The organism is Pseudarthrobacter sp. NKDBFgelt (assembly GCF_046097905.1).
In the GTDB taxonomy this organism is placed as follows: Bacteria; Actinomycetota; Actinomycetes; order Actinomycetales; family Micrococcaceae; genus Arthrobacter; species Arthrobacter polychromogenes.
Genome location: NZ_JBJURL010000049.1, coordinates 1 through 21,867, shown reverse-complemented (window position 1 = coordinate 21,867; position 21,867 = coordinate 1). Strand labels below are relative to the sequence as shown.

The window sequence follows — 21,867 nt, the reverse complement described above, 5'->3', positions numbered from 1 at the left end:
ACCCCACAGCGCAGCCTGGCACCCGGCCGGTGCTCGGGCCGGACCGGGATTCCGTCCACGCAGTATGTCTGGGATTCCAGACGCTGGGCATGCTTTGGCAGCGTCTAAAGCACCGTCCAGGGCGCATGGTTAAGTACGGGATACCGGACACGAATCCGAAGCCCGCAAAGCAGCGATGGAGGGAATGCGGTGTTGGACACTGAAGCCAGGCATGAAACCGGTGGTGCAATCCAGATGGCGTCGAAGGGGACATCCAAAGTCCCCGCTGCCGAAAACACCCTGCGCATCCTCAAACTGCTGGCGTCCCGGCGAGGCCCCATGGCGGCGTCGCAAATCGCTTCCACCCTGGGCCTGCCGCGCTCCAGCGTCTACCACCTGCTGGGGGTGATGGAAGCCAACGGATTTGTCCTCCACCTCCACGAGGAGCAGCGGTACGGGCTCGGCATCAGCGCGTTCGAGCTCAGCTCCGCCTACTCCAGGCAGGAGCCGCTCTCCCGACTGGGCCGCCCTTTGCTGGCCTCCCTCGTGGATGCGCTGGGCGAGAGCGCACACTTGGCGGTCCTGCATGGGCGCGACGTGCTGTACATCGTTGAGGAGCGCGCCAAAAACCGCCCGTCCCTGGTGACCGACGTCGGCGTCCGGCTCCCCAGCCACCTCACCGCCAGCGGGCGTGCCATCCTTGCGGCCCTGCCCAAGTCCCAGGTCCGTGCGCTCTATCCGAACGCTGCTGCTTTTACTGCCCGGCACGAGGTGGCGGGCGCCATCATGAAGTACTCGGCGCTGTCCTCCCACCTGGACCAGGTAAGGCAGCGCGGTTATGCCACCGAACACGGCGAGGTCACGCCAGGCTTTGGCTCCATCGCCGCCGCCGTGACGGATCACCTGGGATGGCCGACGGCGGCCGTCGCCGTCACTTTCCTTGAGGACAAACTGCCGGCAGAGCAATGGCCGGCGCTCGCCGCGCGGGTCCAGAAAGTGGCCGATGAGCTCTCGGTGCGTCTCCACGGGCGCCCCGCCAGGTAGGCCCGTCCGGTATCCCGGACAGCACCGTTCAGAAGGCCCTGTTTCTGCCGTTGCGGACGGGCTTTAGTAGATACAGAACTTCCAGCAAAACCACTACATGAAGGAGCCACCATGGCACCCGCCGATTTCACCACCGGTGCCCGCCCGGTCAAAGCAGCCCGCGGCACCGAGCTCACCGCCAAGTCCTGGCAGACGGAAGCGCCGTTGCGCATGCTCATGAACAACCTGGATCCCGAGGTCGCCGAGCGCCCGGATGACCTGGTGGTGTATGGCGGCACGGGCCGCGCTGTCCGGTCCTGGGCCGCTTTTGACGCGATCACCCGCACCCTGGAAACCATGGAGAAGGACGAAACCCTCCTGGTCCAGTCCGGCAAGCCGGTGGGCGTGTTCCGCACGAACGAATGGGCGCCGCGGGTGCTTCTGGCCAATTCCAACCTCGTGGGGGACTGGGCCAACTGGCCCGAATTCCGCCGGCTCGAGGCCGAGGGCCTGATGATGTACGGCCAGATGACCGCCGGCTCCTGGATCTACATCGGCACCCAGGGGATCCTGCAGGGCACGTTCGAGACCTTCGCCGCGATTGCCCGCAAGCTCTCCGGTGACGAGAACGGCACCCTCGCCGGTACCCTCACCCTCACCGGCGGGTGCGGCGGCATGGGCGGCGCCCAGCCGCTCGCCGTCACCCTGAATGACGGCGCGTGCCTGATTGTCGACGTCGACGAGACCCGCCTGCGCCGCCGCGCCGGCAAGCGCTACCTCGATGAGGTGGAAACCGATCTTGACGCCGCGATCGCCAAGGTGCTCAAAGCCAAGGAAGAGCGCCGCGGCTGGTCCGTGGGCTACGTCGGCAACGCCGCCGAGGTCTTCCCCGAGATCCTGCGCCGCCACAATGCCGGTGAGCTCACCGTGGACATCGTCACCGACCAGACCAGCGCGCACGATCCGCTGTCCTACCTGCCCGAAGGCATCTCCGTGGCGGAATGGCACCGCGAAGCCGAGGCCGACCCGGAGGGCTTCACCAAGAAGGCCCAGGCGTCGATGGCCCGGCACGTGCAGGCGATGGTGGAGTTCCAGGACGCGGGCGCTGAGGTGTTCGATTACGGCAACTCGATCCGTGATGAGGCACGCAAGGGCGGATACACCCGGGCATTCGAATTTCCCGGTTTCGTTCCGGCCTACATCCGCCCGCTGTTCTGCGAGGGCCTGGGCCCGTTCCGCTGGGTGGCCCTGTCCGGTGACCCCGAGGACATCCGGGTCACCGATGAGGCCATCAAGGAACTCTTCCCGGAGAACAAGCACCTGCACCGGTGGATCGACGCCGCCCAGGAGCGGGTCGAGTTCGAGGGCCTGCCGGCACGGATCTGCTGGCTCGGCTACGGCGAACGGGCCAAGGCCGGACTGCTGTTCAACCAGCTCGTCAAGGACGGCAAGGTCAAGGCCCCCATCGTGATCGGCCGCGACCACCTGGACTCAGGCTCCGTCGCCTCCCCATACCGCGAAACCGAGGCAATGCAGGACGGTTCTGACGCGATTGCCGACTGGCCCATGCTCAACGCCCTGCTGAACACCGCCTCGGGCGCCACCTGGGTGTCGCTGCACCACGGCGGCGGCGTCGGCATCGGCCGCTCCATCCACGCCGGCCAGGTCTCCGTCGCGGACGGCACCGACCTCGCCGCCCAGAAACTCGAGCGCCTCCTCACCAACGACCCCGGCATGGGCGTCATCCGCCACGCAGACGCCGGCTACGACCGCGCACTCGAGGTCGCCAGGGAACGCGGCGTCCGCATCCCGATGCAAGAGACAGCGTCCGAAGCCCACTGACCAGCCCCAAATCTACATCGATTGCTCCGTAACTGTCGTTTAGAGCCCCGAAAACGACACTTACGGAGCAATCGATCCACAGAAGCAGGAACACCATGACTACGATTACCCACGAACCGCTGACCGTCACCCTCGGCACCAGCGGGGTCACACCCGAGGACGTCGTCGCCGTCGCGCGCCACAACGCGAAGGTCACCCTTTCCCCGGAAACCCTCGCAACCGTTGCCAAGGTCCGGGCCCATATTGACGACCTCGCCGCCAGCGACACCCCGGCATACGGAATCTCCACCGGTTTCGGCGCCCTTGCAAACCGGCACATTCCCAACGAACTGCGCACCCAGCTGCAAAAGAGCCTGATCCGCAGCCACGCCGCCGGCATGGGTCCGGCCGTGGAGCGTGAAGTGGTCCGCGGCATCATGTTCCTGCGTGCCAAGACCCTGGCCTCCGGCCGCACCGGCGTCCGTCCCGTGGTCCTGCAAACCATGGTGGACGTCCTCAATGCCGGCATCACCCCTGTGGTCCGCGAGTTCGGGTCGCTGGGCTGTTCCGGCGACCTGGCGCCCCTGTCGCACTGCGCCCTGGTCCTGATGGGCGAGGGTGAAGCCGCCGGGCCGGACGGCCAGCTTTACGGCACCGCTGGCCGTCCCGCCGTCGCGGAACTCCTTGCCGCTCACGGCATCGAGCCGGTCATCCTCGCCGAGAAGGAGGGCCTTGCCCTGGTCAACGGCACCGAGGGCATGCTGGGCATGCTGCTTATGGCCATCGCGGACCTTCGGCAGCTGCTGACGACGGCGGACATCACCGCGGCGATGAGCGTCGAGGCGCTGCTGGGCACCGACCAGGTGTTCCTGCCGGAGCTGCACGCCGCACTGCGCCCCCACCCGGGGCAGGCCGCCAGCGCTGACAACATGCTGCGCGTACTCTCCGGTTCACCGATCGTCGCTTCCCACAAAGTCGGCGATTCCCGCGTGCAGGACGCCTATTCGCTCCGCTGCGCCCCTCAGGTCACCGGTGCGGTGAGGGACACGCTGGACCACGCGGACCTGGTGGCGTCCCGCGAACTGGCCGCGGCCATCGACAACCCGGTGGTGCTGCCCGACGGGCGGGTCAGCTCCAATGGCAACTTCCACGGCGCCCCTGTGGCGTACGTCCTGGACTTCCTGGCCATCGCCGTCGCGGACCTCAGCTCCATTGCTGAGCGGCGGACGGACAGGATGCTGGACCCCGCGCGGTCCCACGGCCTTCCTGCCTTCCTCGCAGCCGACCCCGGCGTCGATTCCGGGCTCATGATCGCCCAGTACACCCAGGCCGGGCTGGTCTCGGACAACAAACGGCTCGCGGTGCCTGCATCGGTGGACTCCATCCCGAGTTCGGCCATGCAGGAAGACCACGTCTCCATGGGCTGGCACGCAGCCCGCAAACTCCGGAAGGCAGTGGAGAACCTGCGGCGCGTCCTGGCGATCGAGCTGGTGACGTCAGCCCGGGCACTGGACATCCGCACCCAGCTCTCCGGTGGTGTGCTGACCCCGGGACCGGCGGGCGCCGCCGTCGTCCGTGCACTGCGGAGCGTGGTGGACGGGCCGGGGACGGACCGTTTCCTTTCCCCGGAGCTGGAGGCGGCGGACAACCTGGTCGCAGCAGGGGAGGTGCGCCGGGCAGTCGAATCTGCCGTGGGTCCACTGGCATAAAAGCGAACAATCTTCAGCCCATCGGCACAAAGCGTCCACCTGCTGAAATTTCCAGCGACACAGACATCGGGCGGACGCGGAGTGTAGTAGAACTGAAGGTGTAGTAAAAGTCACATCAAAGAGGCTGTGGCGCGGAACATATACAAAGGGGTAGAAGTTCAAATGAAAGCACGTGGGGCAGTCCTGTCGAGGCGCAATGCCCATTCCGCCGTTATTTCGGACTGGAGGGGACTCCAGGCCGGGGAGCGCGTCGAGATCATCAAGCAGGCGCATGTGGTAGCCACCGGTGAGGTGGAAGAGGTGTCCCAGAGCGGAAATGTTCTGTGGCTTGTGCCGGCTGGTCCGTCCGAAAAGCAGCTCTTTTTGAAGTCCGACGGCGTACAGGTCCGCCGGGCCTGACAACGTCGGCAACCGCCGACAGAAAAGTCCCCGCCACTGCGTATGCAGCGGCGGGGACTTTTGTCTATGCGCGAAAGGGGCGTCCGTCGCAGGCTGTCAGGCGGCGATGGCCTCGTATGTCTCGCCGAAGGGGACCGATTCGTCCAGGGCTACGGTGTAGCGGCCGGGGTGCAGCCTGGTCACCAGGATGCCGCAGACCGCGTCCTGGGCCGCGACCCCGATGAGTTCGGCAACTGCTTCTTCCAGGCCCGTGTGGACGTCGCTCGCGGTGGAGAAATCCAGGTCGATCGACCGGGCGGCCGGCGCGTCGGTGGGGGAGGAAGCGGCGGGGACGCGTTCCATGGTTGCTGTAGTCATGTGTGAACTTTCTGTGTTTCATGCCTGAGGGCCGTTCTATCTTACCTGCTAATCCCGGCAAATGTCAGATGACTGCTGTTTGGAGTGTCGAACGCCCACCCGAAAATGGCAGGGCAAGTGCGCCACCAGTCACAATAGGGCGCGTTGGCGGCGCGTCAGCGCATCAGCAACGATGGGTACAAACGTGCAACGTCAGCTCGAAGGAGATCTGGATGAAAATCATGCGCCTGGGTGAAAAGGGCAAGGAGCAACCGGCCGTTATGGTGCCGTCCGGCCGCTGCTACAGCCTCCTGCCGCTGACGCAGGACGTGGACGGTGCGTTCCTGGCATCCGGAGGAGTGGACAGGATCCGGCACGCGCTGGAAGCCGGGTCCCTGCCGGAACTGGAAGGAGCGGAGACGCTCAGGGTTGGCCCCCCGGTTGCCAGGCCCGGCTCGGTGGTGGGAATCGGGATGAATTACGCCGCGCATGCTGCCGAGTCAGGTTCCGCGCCCCCGGAAATTCCGGTGGTTTTCCTAAAGCCGGGCAACACCGTCTCGGGGCCGTTCGATCCCGCACCCGTTCCACCGAACTCCAGCAGGTACGACTGGGAGGTGGAGCTGGGTATCGTCATCGGCAGGGAAGCCGGTTACCTCGACTCCCTCAGCCAGGCGGAGGACTGCATCGCAGGCTATGTCACCGCCAATGACCTCTCCGAGCGTGAGTACCAGCTCCCCGGGGCGGCCGGCCAGTGGACCAAAGGCAAATCCCTCCCCGGCTCCACGCCCCTCGGCCCATGGCTGGTGCCGGCAGGCGAGATCGACGGCGGGAACCTGCCGTTGCGGAGCTGGGTCAACGGGGAGCCGCGGCAGGATTCCACCACCTCAGAGCTCATCTTCGATGCCGCAACCCTTGTCCACCACTGCAGCCAGTACATGCGCCTGGAGCCCGGGGACGTAATCCTGACGGGAACGCCGGAAGGCGTGGCGCTCAGCGGCCGCTTCCCCTACCTCCAGCCGGGTGACGTGGTGGAGGTAGAGGTCGTGGGGCTGGGGCGCCAACGCCAGGAGCTGTTCCGTGCTGGAGAATCCGGCTAGCCTGCCTTCACGGCGAGGACCGGGCAGTCGGCTTCCAGCAGGATGCGCTGGGAAACGCTGCCCATGATGAGCTTGCCCACCGGTGTCCGCCGGCGCAGGCCGATCACAATCAGTTCAGCGTTGTGCTCCTCCGCGGCATCCAACACCTCCGCGGCGGCATCGTGGCCACGGACCGGCTGCTTGATCACGTGGTCGATGCCCTGGGTGGCCAGGCGGTCCTCAATGCTCTGGATCTCCTGCTCCTGGGCGTAGCGGTTGTCCACCAGCGCGTCCCCCTTGGACGAGTTGATGACCAACAGTCTGGTGTTGCTCTTCCGGGCTTCGTGGATGGCCTGGGTCAGGGCTGCTTCGCCCTCGGGGGTCGGGACGTATCCCACCACGATGGTCATGGCGTCTCCTTCTTGTCTGGGTGTGCGCTGCCGTCTGATTGGACATTGCTGTCCGGCTTTCCGGAGCTCTGTGAGTGGATGCTGCTGCCCGTGTGGGCTGCACCGTCCGGGTGAACGGGCAGGTCTGCGTGCACGGAGCTGCCTGATGGGGCTGCCGGAGCCGCTTCCGTGGCCGGCACCGGTCCGGCCGCAGCCGGGCGGTTGCGCCGGACCAGCTTGAAGATCAGCGGCCACGCCAGGATGAGCGCCAGGATGATGTAGATGCTGACGGCGATGGGCTCACCCAGGAGGCCGGCGGGGTCGCCCGCACTCAGCTGGAGGCTCTTGCGAAGCTGTCCTTCGATCCGCGGCCCAAGGATGACGCCCAGGATAAGCGGCAGTACCGGCAGTCCGAAGCGGCGCATCATGAATCCCAATGCGCCCAGCACCAGCAGGAGGACCAGGTCGAACGCCTGCAGGTTCACCGAGTAGGCACCCAGTGTGGCGAAGAACAAAATGCCTGCGTAGAGGTACGGCCGAGGAAGCTGGAGGATCTTCGCCCACATCGGTGCCAGGGGCAGGTTGATGAGCAGGAGCAGGAAGTTGCCGATGAAGAGGCTCGCAATCAAGGCCCACACCAGGGGTCCCTCGTTGGCGAACAGCAGGGGCCCCGGTTGGATGCCGAACTGGACGAACGCTGCGAGCATCACGGCAGCCGTGGCGTTGGTGGGCAACCCCAGTGCCAGCAGGGGGGTCATGGTGCCGGCAGCGGCCGCGTTATTGGCGGCTTCCGGGCCGGCAACACCTTCAATGGCACCCTTGCCGAATTCCTCGGGATGCTTGCTAAGCCGCTTCTCCGTGACATAGGAGAGGAACGTGGGGATCTCGGCTCCACCGGCCGGCAGTGCACCAAAGGGGAAACCGAACGCCGTTCCGCGGAGCCACGGCTTCCAGGACCGCTTCCAGTCCTGTTTGCCCATCCACGGGCGGCCGACCGGGATGACATGCAAAGGAGTGCGGCGCATGTGCGCGGCAACCCACAAAGCTTCGCCCACGGCAAAGATGGCCACTGCCACCACCACAATGTCCAGGCCATCGGCCAGCAGGGGCTGGCCGAAGGTGAGGCGGCGCTGGCCTGTGACGGAGTCCATGCCCACCAGGCCGATCGCCAGCCCGAGGCCCAGCGAGGCAAAGCCCCTGAGGCGGGATGATCCAAGGACGGCGGTCACTGCCACAAGCGCGAGGACCATGATGGCGAAGTAGCTTGGCGAGCCCAGGCTGACGGCGAATTCCACCACGATCGGTGCGAAGACGGCCAGGAGCGCGGTGCCGATGGTGCCGGCGACGAATGAACCGATGGCCGCCGTCGCAAGGGCCTGTGCCGCCCGCCCCGCTTTGGCCATCTTGTTGCCTTCGATCGCCGTCACCACCGAGGACGATTCACCGGGTGTATTCAGCAGGATCGAGGTAGTGGAGCCGCCGTACATGCCGCCGTAGTAGATGCCGGCGAACATGATGAAGGCGCTGGTGGGTTCCAGGACATAGGTGACCGGGAGCAGCAGGGCAATGGTCATGGCCGGGCCAAGGCCCGGGAGCACGCCGACGGCGGAACCCAGGATCACGCCGATGACGGCGTAGAGGAGATTCATGGGGGTGAGGGCGGTGGCGAAACCGTCCATGAGGGAGGAAAAGACATCCATCAGAGAATCCCTTCCAGGAGACCGGCGGGCAGCGGGATGCCGAGGCCAAGGTAGAAACCGTAAAAAGTGAGCACTGCGAGTCCCACGGAAATGAGGCCGTCACGGACATAGTGCCGGCTGCCCAGGGCCCAGGCGCTGCCCCAAAACAGGACGGTCCCGGAGACGACCCACCCGGCCCAATCGATCAGCAGGATGTTGGCCACGAAAGCTCCCACCAGCGGCAGGATGGTCTTCCAGTCGGCGGGATGCGAGAGATCCACGTCCTCACCGCCTTCGGCTTCGCCCTGTCCGCCACGAAGCACATTGATGGCGAGCAGGACGGCGCATACCAGGAGCAGGCCGGAGACGATGTACGGCAGCGTCTTGGGTCCCACCGGGTCTGACTGCGAATACGGGGTTACCAGGGCGATGGCATCCACCAGGACGAGGACGCCCGCCGCTCCGAGCAGGAGGGCGACCCCCAGCTCGGAGCGGCCTTTGAGCCTGGAAGTCAAAGTTGGTGAGGAGCTCACGCCAGGCCAAGCTTCGTGAGCACGTCCGCCACCCGGGTGTCCTGCTCGGTCAGGAAGGTTTCGAACTCGTCGCCGGTGATGAAGGCGTCAGTCCAGCTGTTCTTGACCAGGGCTTCCTTCCAGGCGTCAGTGCCGTGCATCTTCTCAAGGGTGGCGATCAGCTTGGCTTTGTCCTCGTCGCTGATTCCGGGAGGAGCCACGATGCCGCGCCAGTTGGTGAACACCAGGTCGATGTTGGATTCCTTCAGCGTGGGTGCGTCCACACCTTCCAGGCGCTCTTCACCGCTGGTTGCCAGGACACGGACGTCGCCCGATTCGATCTGCTGCAAGTACTCTCCGGCGCCGGATGCGGCAAAGCCCACCTTGTTGCCGAGGATGGCCGGGAGGAGGTCTCCACCGCCGTCGTACGACACAAAGTTCACCTTGGTGGCGTCAATTCCTACGGCTCCTGCAAGCTGCATCGGGAGCAGGTGGTCCGGGCCGCCGGGCGAAGAGCCGCCGCCTACAGCGATGGAACCCGGGTCTGCCTTCCACGCGGTGACCAGGTCATCGATGGTCTTGTAGGGCGAGTCTTTGTTGACCATGATTGCGCCGGGCTCTTCGATGAGCCGGGCCAGTGGGGTGGTGTCCGTCAGTTTGGACTCGGACTTGTTGGTGTAGCTGGCTCCCACGACGCCCAAGCCCATGAGCATGGTGAGGTCGCCATTGCCCTTTTCGTTGACAATGCGCGCCAGGCCAACAGTGCCGCCGGCGCCCGCAAGGTTGAAGACCTCGGTGTTGGTGGCAACCTTCTCGTCATCGAGAACCTTTGCCGCAACGCGGGCTGTGGTGTCGTATCCGCCGCCCGGGGTGTTGGGGACCATGATCTGGAGGCCGGTCACCGGGCCGGCTGCGGCGCCGGAGCTTTCCGGGCCGGTGGAGCTGCTGCCGGTGGCCCCGCAACCGGTGGCCATCAGGGCGATGCCGGCGGCGACGGCGGCGACTCGCAATGCGCGGATCTGGCGCATGGTGTTCCTCTTCTCAGTAATGCAATTCTCTACAGGATGATCAGCGGACCTGATCTGTGCTTCGATGCTAGGCCCGGCAGTGACGGCGATCACTCTTGTGTACGCAGAGAAAGTTAAGTTCATTGCGTTCACGTTTCCGGCACCCCACCACGCCCCGGTTCGCGTCGCCCTTTAGGCTGGAAGCTGCTTACAGGATGGGGGACGGATATGGCGGAGCGAAGCGGGCGTTACGGAACCAAACCGGCGGCATGGATCGGCATGGCGGTGGTCCTGCTGGCGCTGGTGCCGGCAGTCGTAAGGGTTGTCGATGGACGGGCGGGCTGGTTGGAGGCGCTGTACATCCTGGCCGGGGCCGGGCTCATCGCGTTCCACGCAACCCGGCTGGTGCTGCTGCACCGCGCCGGCCGGAATCCGTCCGCCGGCACCGCACGGAGGACCAGCGGGGAAGGGAACGACGGCGGTCCCCGCTGACTGGCCGCCTGGCTGCGGTATAGTTCCGGTACGCCGGGAGGGGGCGGGCGGTGCGCCCTTGGGTGCCTGCGCTCCGCGTGCCTGCGCCCAGGCACCTGAACCACCACTAAAGGAATCCACGCAGTGACGCGACGAAGAGGAATGTCCCTCGCCGGGCAGTACCTTGTGCTCCAGTTGCTGATCGTCCTGGCAGTACTCGTGGCCGTGGTGGCCATTTCCCTTGCCCAGTCCGCTGCCGCCTTCGAACGTACCGAGGGCAGGAGGGCGCTCTCCGCCGCTGAGGCGCTTGGTAACAACCCGGCAGTACGTGCCTTGCTGCCGGAGGCAGAGCCGCGCGTTGGTTCAGCGCTTCCCGCGGTGGCCGAGTCCGTCCGGACCGTTTCGGGATCGTCGCACGTTGCACTCGCAAAAGTGGACCGGACGGTAGTTGCCGCTTCCGATCCGGGCCTGCTCGGCAAGACCCTGGAACTCGGCCCCAGCAGGGTGATGGAAGGCCGGGCCTGGACCGGGGTGCTGGACGAAGGCGGAACCACCGTCCTCTCCGCCCATGTCCCGGTGCTCGACGATTCGGGAAAGATGATCGGCATCGCAGCCATCAGCCGCAACTACCCGTCCACCCTTGAACGGCTGGGCGACGCCGTCCCCAACCTCCTGACCTACCTGGGCGTGGCCAGTGTCCTGGGCGTGGCCGGGTCCCTGCTGTTGTCCCGCAGGGTCAAACGCCAGACCCTGGGAATGGAGCCAAGCGAGATCACCGGGCTGGTGGAAAACCGTGAGGCTATGCTGCACGGCCTGAAGGAAGGCGTGGTGGGGCTGGACCCCCACGAGCGAGTCACGGTAGCGAACGACAGTGCCCGGGAACTGCTGGGGCTGCCGCCGGACTGCGTGGGCAGGAAACTCGCGTCCCTTCCTGTGGACCCGGCCCTCAAGGTGGTCCTGACCCGCGACCAGCCGGACCCGGACCAGCTGGTGCTGGTGGGGGAACGGCTGGTGGTGCTGAACCGTGTTCCCATCCGCTCCCGCGGCCGCAACATTGGCTCGGTGACAACCTTGAGGGACCGGACAGAGCTGTCCTCCCTGGAGCGTGAGCTGGGGGCCACCCGGACCGCCACGGACACGCTGCGCGCGCAGGCCCACGAGTTCGCCAACCAGCTGCACGTCATTTCCGGCCTTATCCAGATCGGCGAGTACGATTCCGTGGTCCAGTTCGTCAACGGCGCCACGGTGGACCGGACCAGGCTCAATGATGAAGTGACCAGCCGTATCCAGGATCCCGCGCTCGCCGCACTGCTGATTGCCAAGTCCAGCCTTGCCACCGAGCGCGGCGTGGCACTGCAGCTTGACCCCGTGTCCGCCCTGCGCCCGGTCAGCGACGATTTGTCCCGGGACCTTACCACCGTTGTGGGGAACCTGGTGGATAACGCGTTCGACGCCGTCACGGGGCTTGCCGGGGCTGCCGTCCGGGTGCTTGTGGAGGACGGCACGGACCATGTCACCGTTACGGTCCGGGACACCGGCCCGGGCGTCCCGGACGAGGCCGTGGAGGACATCTTCCGCCAGGGGTTCTCCACCAAGGAGGCCGGCCCGGCGGACGGCCGCGGCTTCGGCCTGGCGCTTTCCCGGGTGGTCTGCCGGCGTTCCGGCGGGGATCTCACCGTGGCCAATGACAACGGAGCAGTCTTCACCGCACGATTCAAGAGAGGTGCAACGCAGCCATGATCAAGGTGCTGATCGTCGACGACGACTTCATGGTGGCCAAGGTCCACGCCGGGTTCATCCAGCGGACGCCCGGCTTCGCTGTGGTGGGCGTGGCCCACACCGGAGCGCAGGCCGTGATTGAGACGGAACGGCTGCGGCCTGACCTGGTGCTGCTGGACATCCACCTTCCGGACATCAACGGGCTGGACCTCATGCAGCGGCTGCGGGACGTCGCCCCGGAGCTGGACGTGCTGGTGATCAGTGCCGCCCGGGAAGTGGAGACCGTGCGCAAGGCCCTCCGCGGCGGGATTGTGCACTACCTGATCAAGCCGTTTTCGCAGTCGGACCTGCAGGAACGCCTGGAGCACTACCGGAGTGCATACCAGGGGCTGGATTCAGCCAAGGACGTGGCCGAGCAGTCGGACGTCAACCGGGTGTTCGGCCTGGACCGGACCGAGCGTCCGCTTCCCAAAGGCTGCAGCATCGAGACCCTGAAGCTCGTGGAGGCCACCCTGAATGCCGCCGACGGCGATCTTTCCGCGGCCGAGGTAGCCGAGCAGCTGGGAACGTCCCGGGTCAGCGCGCGGCGGTACCTTGAGTACCTGCACGACGAAGGAACCCTGGACGTGAGACTCAAGTACGGGGTGGGGCGTCCGGAGCGGCGCTACGTCCTCAAGGGCCAGTAGCGCGTTCACGGGCAGGCAGCGCAGTCCGAAGCCCGCCGGGAGCCTGCCGGATCAGCGCAGCAGCGTGTCCAGCAGCCGCGCGGCAACGCGCGCAGTCCGGCTGTCCACGTCAAGCGCCGGGTTCAGTTCGGCGATGTCCAGGTGCAGCAGCTTCCCGCTCCAGGCCACCTGCCGGCACACGGCGGCGATGACCGGGAGGGGCACGCCGTACGCGGCCGGGGCACTCACCCCCGGCGCCACCGCGGCCGGTAACACGTCAAGGTCGATGGTCAGGTAGAGCACGTCGATCCCGTCAAGGAATTCTGCCACGAAGGTGCGGACGCGTTCCGCCTCGCAGTCCTCGTCCAGCAGGTAGTGAACGCCCAGCGTCCGCGCAGTGTCGAAGAGTGCGCGCGTGTTGTTGGGCTCGGAAATTCCGACGACGGCGTAGCGGAAGTCGCGCCCTGCGGCCGCTTCCTCGCGGGCCATCTGCAGGAACGGCGTCCCGGAGGTTGCCAGCGGCTCGTCCCGCAGGTCGAAATGGGCGTCAAGGTTCAGGACGCCCAGCCTTTTCCCGCTCCGGACCGCCGCAGAGGCGGCAACCCCCAGGTAGCTCGCGAAGGCGGTTTCGTGGCCGCCGCCCAGCACTGCGGTCACTTGACCGGCGTCGAGCAGTTCCTTGACTGCACGGCCGGCGCGTTCCTGGCCGGCCTCAAGGTCACCGCCTGACACCACGACGTCCCCGGCGTCGTACACGGTCCGGTCCAGATGGAACGCCAGGGGCCCCAGGACCTTGCGGATGGCCGCCGGTGCGGCCGCCGCGCCGGTGCGGCCCTTGTTCCGGCGCACGCCCTCGTCGCTGGCGAAGCCCAGGAGGGTGGCGGGCCTGGCATCATCCCCACCCGCATTACCCGCGGTGCCCTGAGCGCCCGGAGTGCCTTCAGCGCGGGTGCCTGCTGTTCCGCCCTCGTACGCAGTAACTGCCTGCCACCAGCGGCGGTGGGCGGCGTCATCGCCGTCGAGCCTCCCTTCCCAGGGCTGGGGCGGGAGGTCAACGTCAGGTATCAGGGGGGCCATGCTCCAAGCTCACCGCATGGCGACGCCGAAAACCAGCAGCGCCGCCGTCGCCATGTCTGGAATCCAAGACCGTCGGCGCCTGCGGGCAGCAGGGGCTATTGTGGAGCAATCCCTTCCCCCGGGGACCCCATCACCTTTTGCGCCGGACGGCGCACCATAGCAAGGCCGGAGAACAGCCCCGTGTTTGAAGCCCCCAGCATCCTCTTTGCTGCCGCAGGCGCGGCCGTGTTTACCGCAGCAGTCCTCCCTAAACTCCTGCGCAACATGCCGTTCTCCATGCCCATGGTCTTCCTGGGAGCAGGCATGGGGGCTTTCGCCCTGATTCCCACGCTTCCGGACCCGGACCCCATGGTGCACAGCGACTTCGTTGTGCACCTGACGGAGATCTGCGTCATCATCTCGCTGATGGGCGCCGGGCTTGCCCTGGACCGCCCCGTGGGCCGCAAGCGCTGGGCCACCACCTGGCGGCTCCTGGGAATCGCCATGCCGTTGTGCATCATCGCCCTGACCCTGATGGGCCTGTGGTTCCTGGGCCTCGGCCTCGGCGCTGCCCTGCTGGTGGCCTCCGCCCTGGCGCCCACGGACCCGGTCCTGGCCTCCGAAGTGCAGGTGGGTGAGCCCGCGGACGAGGAGGAGGGCGCGGACAAAGAAGATGAGGTCCGCTTCGGCCTCACCTCCGAGGCCGGCCTCAACGACGGGCTGGCGTTTCCCTTCGTCTACCTCGCCATCGCCATCAGCATTGTGGGCTCATCCCCGCTGGCCTGGTTCCCCGAATGGTTTGCGGTGGACGTCCTGTGGCGGCTGGCCATCGGAGTGCTGCTGGGGTTCCTCACCGGCAAGCTCCTGGCACGGCTGTTTTTCTCTGCCGGCGCTGAAAGCCTCCGGCTGTCCAACCACTCGGAAGGCTTCGTGGCGCTGGCCGCAACCTTCCTCGCCTATGGCGCCACCGAGATGATCGAGGGCTACGGCTTCATTGCCGTGTTTGTCTGCGCGGTGACCATCCGTTCCGCCGAGCACACGCACGGCTACCACCGGGTGCTGCACTCCTACGTGGAGCAGTTGGAACGGCTTCTGACCGTGGTGATCCTGGTCCTGCTGGGCGGCGCGATTGCCCGCGGGCTGCTTGCGGGGATCGGCTGGGCCGAGGTGCTGGTGGCGCTGGCCTTCCTGCTGCTGGTCCGGCCACTGGCAGGCTGGCTCGGTCTGCTCGGCGGCAAAACGGGACCGCGCGAGCGGATCGCCCTCTCGTTCTTCGGGATCCGGGGGATCGGCTCGCTTTATTACCTCTCCTATGCGCTGGGCAAGGGCGAGTTCGCCGGCCAGGCGGAGTGGCTGTGGTCTTTCGTGGGGCTGGTGGTGGCATTGTCCATCGTGATCCATGGCGCCACCACCTCGCCGCTCATGAACCGGCTGGACAAGCTCCGGGAAAAGAAGGCCCGGGCGTTGACCGGTGACGAAGGCCTGGCGCCCAACACTCCCGTGTAGGGCACCAGGCCTTGGTTCCGTGCCCGGCGCCGGGCCTTGCTTCCGGGCCGGGGGCTACATGCCCAGTGCCGCCTCGATGGGACCCACCGCGAAGAAGAGCAGGAACGCGCCGGCCACGGCCCACATGAGCGGGTGGATCTCCTTGACCCTGCCCTGGACAGTGCGGATCAGGACAAAGGCGATGAAGCCGGCGCCCAGTCCGTTGGCGATGGAGTACGTGAACGGCATCAGGGTGAAGGTCAGGAACGCGGGGATGGCAATGCCCCAGTCCTGCCAGTCGATCCTGCCCACCTGGGACACCATCATGAAGCCCACCACCACCAGGGCGGGGGCAACCGCTTCGAAGGGCACCAGGTTGATGAGCGGGGTGAAGAACATGGCCACCAGGAACAGCAGCCCGGTGACGATCGAGGCCACGCCTGTGCGCGCACCTTCGCCGATGCCGGCGCCGGCTTCCACATAGATCTGGTTGGAGGAAACCGAAGCCCCGCCGCCCACGATCGCGCCGAGGGCGTCCACCTGGAGCACGCGGTCGACGTCCGGGATGTTGCCGTGTTCGTCAACTGTCCCGGCCTCGTTGGCCAGGCCCACCATGGTCCCCATGGCATCGAAGAAGATGCTGAGGAGGATGACGAAGGCGAGCAGGGTAGCGGCAACGAAGCCCAGGTGCTCGAAGGCGCCGAACGGGTTTGCCTTGCCGATCAGGGACAGGTCCGGGGCGGCCCAGCCGGTGAAGGTGGGCGCCACCAGGGACCAGCCCTGCGGGTTGGAGGTCTCGCCGTCGAAGCTCGGTCCGATGTGCAGGGTCATCTCCAGGAGCACCGAGATGAGGGTGGAGGTGATGATGCCGATCAGGATGGCGCCCTTGACCTTGCGCACCACCAGCGCGATGGTCAGGATCAGGCCAAAGATGAACACCGCGGTGGGCCAGCCGAGGAGCTTGCCGTCGTAGCCAAGGCCAACGGGCACGGTGGTGCCGGCGACGTCTGGGATGCGGCGGACGAAGCCCGCGTTGACCAGCCCGATCAGCGCGATGAACAGGCCGATGCCCACTACGATGGCCGTCTTGAGTCCGTCCGGGACGGCCTTGAAGACGGCGGTACGGAACCCGGTGAGGACAAGGATCAGCATGGTGACGCCGGAGAGCACCACCAGGCCCATCATGTCCGGCCAGGTCAGCCCCGGATTGGTAGCCACGGTGACGGCCACGAACGCATTGACGCCCAGGCCCGTGGCAAGCGCGAAGGGGTGCTTTGCCCAGGCACCCATAAGGATGGTCAGGATGCCTGCCACGAAGGCAGTCACGGCGGCTACGGCGGTGAACCCCAGCGTCGTGCCGCTGGAGTCAGGTCCCGAGAGGATCAGGGGGTTCAGCACCACGATGTAGCTCATGGCAAAGAACGTGGCGAAGCCGCCTCGGATCTCGCGGGAAAGGTTGGAACCGCGCTCGGTGATCTTGAAGTACCGGTCCAGGGCAGAGCCTTGCTTAAGCATTAGTCCTCCGGGGAAGTCTGTGGGGATACCTGCATCCTATGGTGGCGGCGGCAGGACGGCAGGCATTTTCGCCTAGTCTGTAAGGAAGCCAACACACAAGGAGCCGCCGCCGCATGCGTCCCATCCGCCAGATCCTGACCCTGGGGCTCGTGCTCCTCGTTTTCGCCGCCGGTGTGCTGGGCCTCGCCGGGCCCGCAGCGGCCCATGATGCCGCCGAATCCAGCACCCCGGCGGCCGGCGCGTCGTTGCCGGCGCCGCCCGAACAGGTTTCGGTGACCTTCAACAACAACCCGCTGGGCATCGGCGCCGCGTTCTCCGTCAAGGACACCGCCGGCACCGAGTGGGCGGAGGGGCCGGTGGACATCGTGGACAACGTGGCATCCCAGAAGCTGAGGGCCGGAGGCCCGGCGGGGGAGTACACCGTGGCCTGGCGGGTCGTCAGCTCGGATTCGCATCCCATCGAGGGGACGTTCGCCTTTACGGCCGCCTCTGCCGGGCAGGGCGCCGCGCCGGCAACAAGTCCAGCGGCGGGAGGAAGTCCGACGGCGGCGGGTACAGTCCCGGCCGCCGGCGCCGGGGCAAGTACTGCCCCCGCCATGGGGACGGCCGAGCCGGGGACTACGGGTGAGCCTGAGCAGGTGGGCTCAGGGGAGCCGTTCCAGTGGAGCATCGTCATCTTTGCCCTCGTCGCGGTGGGGCTGCTGGCCACACTTGCCATCCTGGCCCGGCGCCGGCTCACAGCAGGGACGGACGACGAATGATGGCGGGTGGGGGGCCCGTCGCGGGCAGGGGCGCCGGGCGGCTTTAGCGGGACAAGGCCTGGCAGGTCAGGGCCGCAAAGCTCCCGGTGGCCGGGTAGGCCACAGTGTCCGGGTGCACCCTGGCGGAGATCGCGTGGCCCACTGTCTTGGCCTGCCGCAGGACTTCCTTGGGGGAGGGCGTGATGAGCTCCCCAACGCCCACCAGGTAGATGCCGATGGCCCGCATGGCTGCGGTGAGGTTCCGGCCCACCGCCATGCCAAAGTCATTGATCATGCGCCGGAGCTGGCTGTGGGCGCAACGGGTCAGGACAATGTGGTCCGCCACCAGGATTCCCGTGGGCGTATGCACCTCCCACTGCGGGGCTGAAGCAAGCGGCGACCCGCCGTTCACCATGGTCAGCTGGACGGCGCGGGTGGTGTTGCGCACGTCGACGTCGTGGCTGGCAGCGTAGTTCCGCAGGTGCCGCAGGATCTCGTTGCGTTCGCGAATGTTCACGGAGTCCGCCGCGTCGCACCGTTGAAGGGAAGCTGTGTTGGCCGGCTGTGCGGCGCCAAGGAGGTCCAGTCCGTCAACCACTATCGAGTCCACGCCGCGGCGGCACAGCTCTGCAGCCACGGCGAGGCCGGACAGGCCGGTGCCAATGATCACAGTGGTGGTCTGTTCGGTCCCGGCATTCCCAGGCATGCTTGACACTACAGTTTCCCTCCTTCGAAAGTTTCGGCAGGTGCGGGCGTCCTCGCCCGCTCGCGTCCCGTTACCCCCAAAGCCCGGCCGCAGTGCGTTGCCGGGCAGCTCTGACCGAGTAAGGCAGTAGGCGTCCCGGACCAACAATGTCCTGAAGACTACAGAAGATTCGCGGCCAGGGATAGCCCAATCCCGAAACAATTTCGTCCGGGTGAAGGCGCTTTCCCGGAGATCGCCCGCCACCTGTGGATAACCGCCGTTTCCCGGTCCGAAGAGGCTTGCTATGGCAGGGCCCGCGGAGAATAGTGGGAAGCGGAAGCGGGCCTTTCTTCCCAGCTCAGGCGGGGGTTCGGGTGCACGGGGATCGGCCGGCTTCTGGCAGAATAGCCGCAACATCAGGCAGTATCGCGAGGAGGCGGCCCCATGGGCGCACAAGAGTTGCATCGGGACCCGCAGGACGGCGGCACTCCTGCCGCCCCCGAGGGGATCGTCGTCGGCGTGGACGGTTCGGACCACGGCCAGTGCGCACTGGTGTGGGCGGCACGCGAGGCCCAGCGCCGGCGTCGTCCGCTGCACATCGTCACCGCTTACTCCGTCCCGATCTTCGCGGCTTCCGGCCTGGACGGCGGATACGCCACCGTGGACGACTCCGTTATTCGTGAAGGCGCGGAGGCGATCGTCAAGCAGGCCCTGGAGAAGGTGGCCACCTACGACGTCGATGCCACCGCGTCAGTGGAGAACGGCGATGCCTCCGGCGTCCTGCTGGAGATGTCCGAAACCGCTGAGCTCCTGGTGTTCGGTACCCGCGGCCGCGGAGGCTTTGTGGGCAGGCTCCTCGGTTCGGTGAGCAGTGCACTCCCGGCCCATGCGAAATGCCCCACGGTGACGGTGCCGCTGGTCTGTTCCGACCGGCTTGGCGAGACAACCGAGGACCGGCACATCAAGGCGGAGCAGGCCAAGGCCGGCCACCAGCGCGTGGAGAACCTGGTGGTGGTGGGCGTGGACGGGTCGGAGCAGGCACGGGTGGCTGTGCTGGAGGCGGCAGCCCAGGCTGAGCGGCTCGGCGCCACCCTGCGCGTGGTCTGCGCGGTGCCGCAGTACAGCGGTTCCCTGGCGTGGGTTCCGGCCCCCATGGACCGCAAGGCGCTGTTCGACGACATCCAGGTGACCCTGGACGCCGGAATGGCGTGGCTGCGGAGCCACTTCCCGAATCTGCCCACTGAATCCGAGCTGAGGGACGGCTCTCCGGTGGACGTCCTGGTGGACGCCAGCCGCCACGTGGAACTTGTGGTGGTGGGCACCCGCGGCCGTGGCGGGTTCACCGGGATGCTCCTTGGCTCAACCTCGGACGGGGTGCTCCACCACGCCAAGGGCCCCGTCATGGTGGTTCCGGACCGTGAGGACCCCCGCCTGGCGGACCGCGCCCGGTTTGGGCCGGTGCTCGGGACAGCCTGACCGGACCCGCCGCAGGGGAGTGCCACGATGGCAGATGACCGCCCGGAAAGCCCAGGAAACGGCAGGCGGGAGTCCCGCCACCCGGACGGGAACGCCGCCCCCGCCCTGGTCATGCGCCTCAGCCAGGTCGATGGCAGCATGCTTCCGCTCGTGGGAGGCAAGGCCGCCAACCTCGGTGGGCTGATGGCAGCGGGACTGCCCGTGCCTGACGGGTTCTGCCTGACCACGGTGGCCTACCGGGAGGCTGTACGGACTGTCCAGGACGGTGTGCTTGCGGAGCTCGCCCGTCTCCAGGCCGCACTGCATCCTTCCGATCCAGGCAGGTCCGCCCAGCTCGCCACGGTGGCCGGGAACGTACGGGAGGCCATCCGCGCCCTCCCGGTTCCACCGTGGACCGCAGCTGCCGTGGAGCAGGCGTATGCGGCAATGGGCGGAATGACCCCCGTGGCCGTGAGGTCCTCGGCCACCGCCGAAGACCTTCCGTCCGCGAGCTTCGCGGGCCAGCAGGACACGTACCTGAACGTGGCGGGCATCAAGGCCGTCCTGGACGCCGTCCGCAACTGCTGGGCCTCCCTCTGGACAGACCGCGCAGTGGCCTACCGGGCAGCGCTGGGGATTGCGCCGGACCAGGTGGCCCTCGCCGTCGTGGTCCAGCGGATGGTGGACGCCGAGGCGGCAGGGGTGATGTTCACGGCGAATCCCCTGACCGGCAGGCGCCGCGAGGCGGTCATAGATGCCGCCCCCGGACTCGGCGAGGCTGTGGTTTCCGGCGCCGTCAATCCGGATCACTTCGTGGTGGACACGGACAAAGCCCGGGTCGTTGAGCGAAAGCTTGGTGACAAGCGCGTTGTGGTCCGGCCCCTTGCTGGTGGTGGAACGGAGTCCCGGGAGGTCCCCGGACGGGCGGACTCCTCCAGCCTCACGGATGAACAGGCCGTTGGGCTCGCGGCCCTGGGCCTGCAGGCTGAGCGGCACTTCGGCTCTCCGCAGGACACCGAATGGGCCATCGACGCCGGCGGTGCCCTCTGGCTGACGCAGTCCAGGCCCATCACCACGCTTTACCCCATACCGCAGAGCCGGTCAGCAGGCGTCGGCCCCAGGCTGTACATGTGCTTCAGCCTGGCCCAGGGCCTCACCCGCCCGCTCACACCCATGGGGCTGGCGTCACTGCGGCTCATTGCTTCCTCGGTGGCGTTGGCCGCCGGGTTTCCCGTTCCCGATCCACGGCAGGGCCCGCCGCCCTACGCGGAGGCAGCCCAGCGCATCTACGTCGACCTCACCACGCCGGTCCGGAGCAGCGTGGGCCGCCGCATCCTTCCCCGGGTCTTCGACATCATGGAGGCAAGGTCCGCCATGGTGGTCAGGCAGGTTTTCGACGACCCGGAGTTTTCGGTGACCCGCAGGACACCGTTCGGATTCCTGCGCCACGTCCTGCCGGCAGCGGCGCGGGCCCGCGTGCCGGAGACAGCGCTCCGGGGACTGTTCCGGCCCAGGGCGGCGCTCCGCCGCCTGGACTCCTTCACCCGGCGCTACGCCGAAGACCTGGAGCTTGGGGCAGGAGCAGGTCCCCTTGAACGGCTTGACCACGCGGAGCGGCTCCTGGGAGGCAGGCTCTTTGCGATCGTGCCCGCAGTTTTGCCCCTGCCGGCGGTGGGATTCGCCATGCTGTGGCTGGCGGGAAGGCTGCTCGGAGGACAGGACCGCCGGCAGGACCTGGAAAAAGTGCTCCGCGGGCTGCCGCACAACGTGACAACCGAGATGGACCTCGAGCTGTGGCGGCTGGCCTCGGCAGCAAAGGACGACAGGGACTCACGGACGGCCCTGGAGTCGCAGGAACCATCCGCGCTCGCAGCGGAATTCAAAGCCGGCACCCTGCCCCCTGTCCTGCACGCAGGCCTGGTGCGGTTCCTCGAACGCTACGGGCAGCGGGCCGTGGCCGAAATCGATGTGGGCATGCCCCGGTGGTCCGACGATCCCACCCACATCCTGGGCGTCCTGGCCAACTACCTGCGCCTCACGGATCCCGCCATGGCACCGGACGTCCAGTTCAGCCGGGCCCAGGCCTGCGTGCAGGACAGGGGGCAGGGTGCCGGCTTTGAATTCCGCTGCGAGCGCGGATGGTTCC

At 67.1% G+C, this 21,867-nt stretch carries 20 protein-coding genes; 12 read left to right on the top strand and 8 right to left on the bottom strand.

Annotated elements, in window-relative coordinates; translation table 11 throughout:
• The first annotated feature begins 234 nt into the window (after nucleotides 1–234).
• The 4 genes from ACKAE7_RS13720 to ACKAE7_RS13705 all read left to right on the top strand — a co-directional run bounded on the left by ACKAE7_RS13720 (nucleotide 235) and on the right by ACKAE7_RS13705 (nucleotide 4,931).
• Nucleotides 235–1,023, top strand: a complete 789-nt coding sequence (locus tag ACKAE7_RS13720; RefSeq protein ID WP_188810435.1) for an IclR family transcriptional regulator — start codon at nucleotides 235–237, stop codon at nucleotides 1,021–1,023.
• Between the two features lie 111 nt (nucleotides 1,024–1,134).
• Nucleotides 1,135–2,844 (top strand): urocanate hydratase, encoded by a 1,710-nt coding sequence (gene hutU / locus ACKAE7_RS13715; protein ID WP_408979463.1) that lies wholly within the window; start codon nucleotides 1,135–1,137, stop codon nucleotides 2,842–2,844.
• Between the two features lie 95 nt (nucleotides 2,845–2,939).
• The gene (gene hutH / locus ACKAE7_RS13710; RefSeq protein WP_191035365.1) at nucleotides 2,940–4,532 is read left to right on the top strand and encodes a histidine ammonia-lyase; all 1,593 of its coding nucleotides are present in this window, start codon (nucleotides 2,940–2,942) and stop codon (nucleotides 4,530–4,532) included.
• Nucleotides 4,533–4,694: 162 nt separating this feature from the next.
• The gene (locus ACKAE7_RS13705; protein ID WP_104188045.1) at nucleotides 4,695–4,931 is read left to right on the top strand and encodes a hypothetical protein; all 237 of its coding nucleotides are present in this window, start codon (nucleotides 4,695–4,697) and stop codon (nucleotides 4,929–4,931) included.
• A gap of 96 nt (nucleotides 4,932–5,027) precedes the next feature.
• Here the strand turns inward: ACKAE7_RS13705 and ACKAE7_RS13700 are convergent, their stop codons facing one another.
• Nucleotides 5,028–5,288, bottom strand: a complete 261-nt coding sequence (locus ACKAE7_RS13700; RefSeq protein ID WP_408979462.1) for a hypothetical protein — start codon at nucleotides 5,286–5,288, stop codon at nucleotides 5,028–5,030.
• 212 nt (nucleotides 5,289–5,500) lie between these two features.
• Between ACKAE7_RS13700 and ACKAE7_RS13695 the strand changes: the two genes are divergently transcribed.
• Nucleotides 5,501–6,364, top strand: a complete 864-nt coding sequence (locus ACKAE7_RS13695; RefSeq protein WP_190613176.1) for a fumarylacetoacetate hydrolase family protein — start codon at nucleotides 5,501–5,503, stop codon at nucleotides 6,362–6,364.
• Here ACKAE7_RS13695 and ACKAE7_RS13690 read toward each other — a convergent pair.
• The 4 genes from ACKAE7_RS13690 to ACKAE7_RS13675 are packed head-to-tail and all read right to left on the bottom strand — an operon-like array spanning nucleotide 6,361 to nucleotide 9,951.
• Nucleotides 6,361–6,753, bottom strand: coding sequence for a universal stress protein (locus ACKAE7_RS13690; RefSeq protein WP_188810344.1), 393 nt, complete (start codon nucleotides 6,751–6,753; stop codon nucleotides 6,361–6,363). The two genes, ACKAE7_RS13695 and ACKAE7_RS13690, sit on opposite strands and share 4 nt — an antisense overlap.
• Nucleotides 6,750–8,432, bottom strand: coding sequence for a tripartite tricarboxylate transporter permease (locus ACKAE7_RS13685; RefSeq protein WP_188810346.1), 1,683 nt, complete (start codon nucleotides 8,430–8,432; stop codon nucleotides 6,750–6,752). Before ACKAE7_RS13685 ends, ACKAE7_RS13690 begins: the two co-directional genes overlap by 4 nt.
• Nucleotides 8,432–8,944, bottom strand: a complete 513-nt coding sequence (locus ACKAE7_RS13680; protein ID WP_188732010.1) for a tripartite tricarboxylate transporter TctB family protein — start codon at nucleotides 8,942–8,944, stop codon at nucleotides 8,432–8,434. Before ACKAE7_RS13680 ends, ACKAE7_RS13685 begins: the two co-directional genes overlap by 1 nt.
• Nucleotides 8,941–9,951 (bottom strand): tripartite tricarboxylate transporter substrate binding protein, encoded by a 1,011-nt coding sequence (locus tag ACKAE7_RS13675; RefSeq protein ID WP_188732009.1) that lies wholly within the window; start codon nucleotides 9,949–9,951, stop codon nucleotides 8,941–8,943. The genes ACKAE7_RS13680 and ACKAE7_RS13675 overlap by 4 nt, the downstream gene beginning before the upstream one ends.
• A 207-nt stretch (nucleotides 9,952–10,158) precedes the next feature.
• On the opposite strand from ACKAE7_RS13675, the gene ACKAE7_RS13670 reads away from it, so the two are divergent.
• The 3 genes from ACKAE7_RS13670 (at nucleotide 10,159) to ACKAE7_RS13660 (ending at nucleotide 12,806) form a co-directional block, all read left to right on the top strand.
• Complete coding sequence (locus tag ACKAE7_RS13670; protein WP_188810348.1) at nucleotides 10,159–10,422, top strand: hypothetical protein; 264 nt, start codon at nucleotides 10,159–10,161, stop codon at nucleotides 10,420–10,422.
• A gap of 141 nt (nucleotides 10,423–10,563) precedes the next feature.
• Entirely contained in the window at nucleotides 10,564–12,141 is a 1,578-nt protein-coding gene (locus ACKAE7_RS13665; protein ID WP_408979469.1) for an ATP-binding protein, read from the top strand.
• Complete coding sequence (locus ACKAE7_RS13660; RefSeq protein ID WP_188732005.1) at nucleotides 12,138–12,806, top strand: response regulator; 669 nt, start codon at nucleotides 12,138–12,140, stop codon at nucleotides 12,804–12,806. Before ACKAE7_RS13665 ends, ACKAE7_RS13660 begins: the two co-directional genes overlap by 4 nt.
• A gap of 51 nt (nucleotides 12,807–12,857) precedes the next feature.
• Here the strand turns inward: ACKAE7_RS13660 and hutG are convergent, their stop codons facing one another.
• Nucleotides 12,858–13,862, bottom strand: coding sequence for a formimidoylglutamase (gene hutG / locus ACKAE7_RS13655; RefSeq protein WP_408979461.1), 1,005 nt, complete (start codon nucleotides 13,860–13,862; stop codon nucleotides 12,858–12,860).
• 180 nt (nucleotides 13,863–14,042) lie between these two features.
• Between hutG and ACKAE7_RS13650 the strand changes: the two genes are divergently transcribed.
• On the top strand, nucleotides 14,043–15,347 hold the full coding sequence (locus tag ACKAE7_RS13650) for a cation:proton antiporter (RefSeq protein ID WP_190613173.1): 1,305 nt from the start codon (nucleotides 14,043–14,045) through the stop codon (nucleotides 15,345–15,347).
• 54 nt (nucleotides 15,348–15,401) lie between these two features.
• On the opposite strand, the gene ACKAE7_RS13645 is transcribed toward ACKAE7_RS13650, so the two are convergent.
• A complete protein-coding gene (locus tag ACKAE7_RS13645; RefSeq protein WP_188810354.1) occupies nucleotides 15,402–16,841 on the bottom strand; it encodes an NCS2 family permease in 1,440 nt (479 codons plus the stop codon).
• Between the two features lie 113 nt (nucleotides 16,842–16,954).
• On the opposite strand from ACKAE7_RS13645, the gene ACKAE7_RS13640 reads away from it, so the two are divergent.
• Nucleotides 16,955–17,602: a copper resistance protein CopC gene (locus ACKAE7_RS13640; RefSeq protein WP_408979460.1), complete on the top strand. Its 648-nt coding sequence runs from the start codon at nucleotides 16,955–16,957 to the stop codon at nucleotides 17,600–17,602.
• 43 nt (nucleotides 17,603–17,645) lie between these two features.
• Here ACKAE7_RS13640 and ACKAE7_RS13635 read toward each other — a convergent pair whose 3' ends face one another.
• On the bottom strand, nucleotides 17,646–18,287 hold the full coding sequence (locus ACKAE7_RS13635; RefSeq protein WP_408979468.1) for an FAD-dependent monooxygenase: 642 nt from the start codon (nucleotides 18,285–18,287) through the stop codon (nucleotides 17,646–17,648).
• A 423-nt stretch (nucleotides 18,288–18,710) separates the two neighbouring features.
• Between ACKAE7_RS13635 and ACKAE7_RS13630 the strand changes: the two genes are divergently transcribed.
• Both ACKAE7_RS13630 and ACKAE7_RS13625 read left to right on the top strand, forming a co-directional pair.
• Complete coding sequence (locus ACKAE7_RS13630; protein WP_188810358.1) at nucleotides 18,711–19,742, top strand: universal stress protein; 1,032 nt, start codon at nucleotides 18,711–18,713, stop codon at nucleotides 19,740–19,742.
• A gap of 27 nt (nucleotides 19,743–19,769) precedes the next feature.
• Nucleotides 19,770–21,867, top strand: a 2,098-nt coding sequence (locus ACKAE7_RS13625; RefSeq protein ID WP_408979459.1) for a PEP/pyruvate-binding domain-containing protein, incomplete at its 3' end; no start/stop codon positions are given.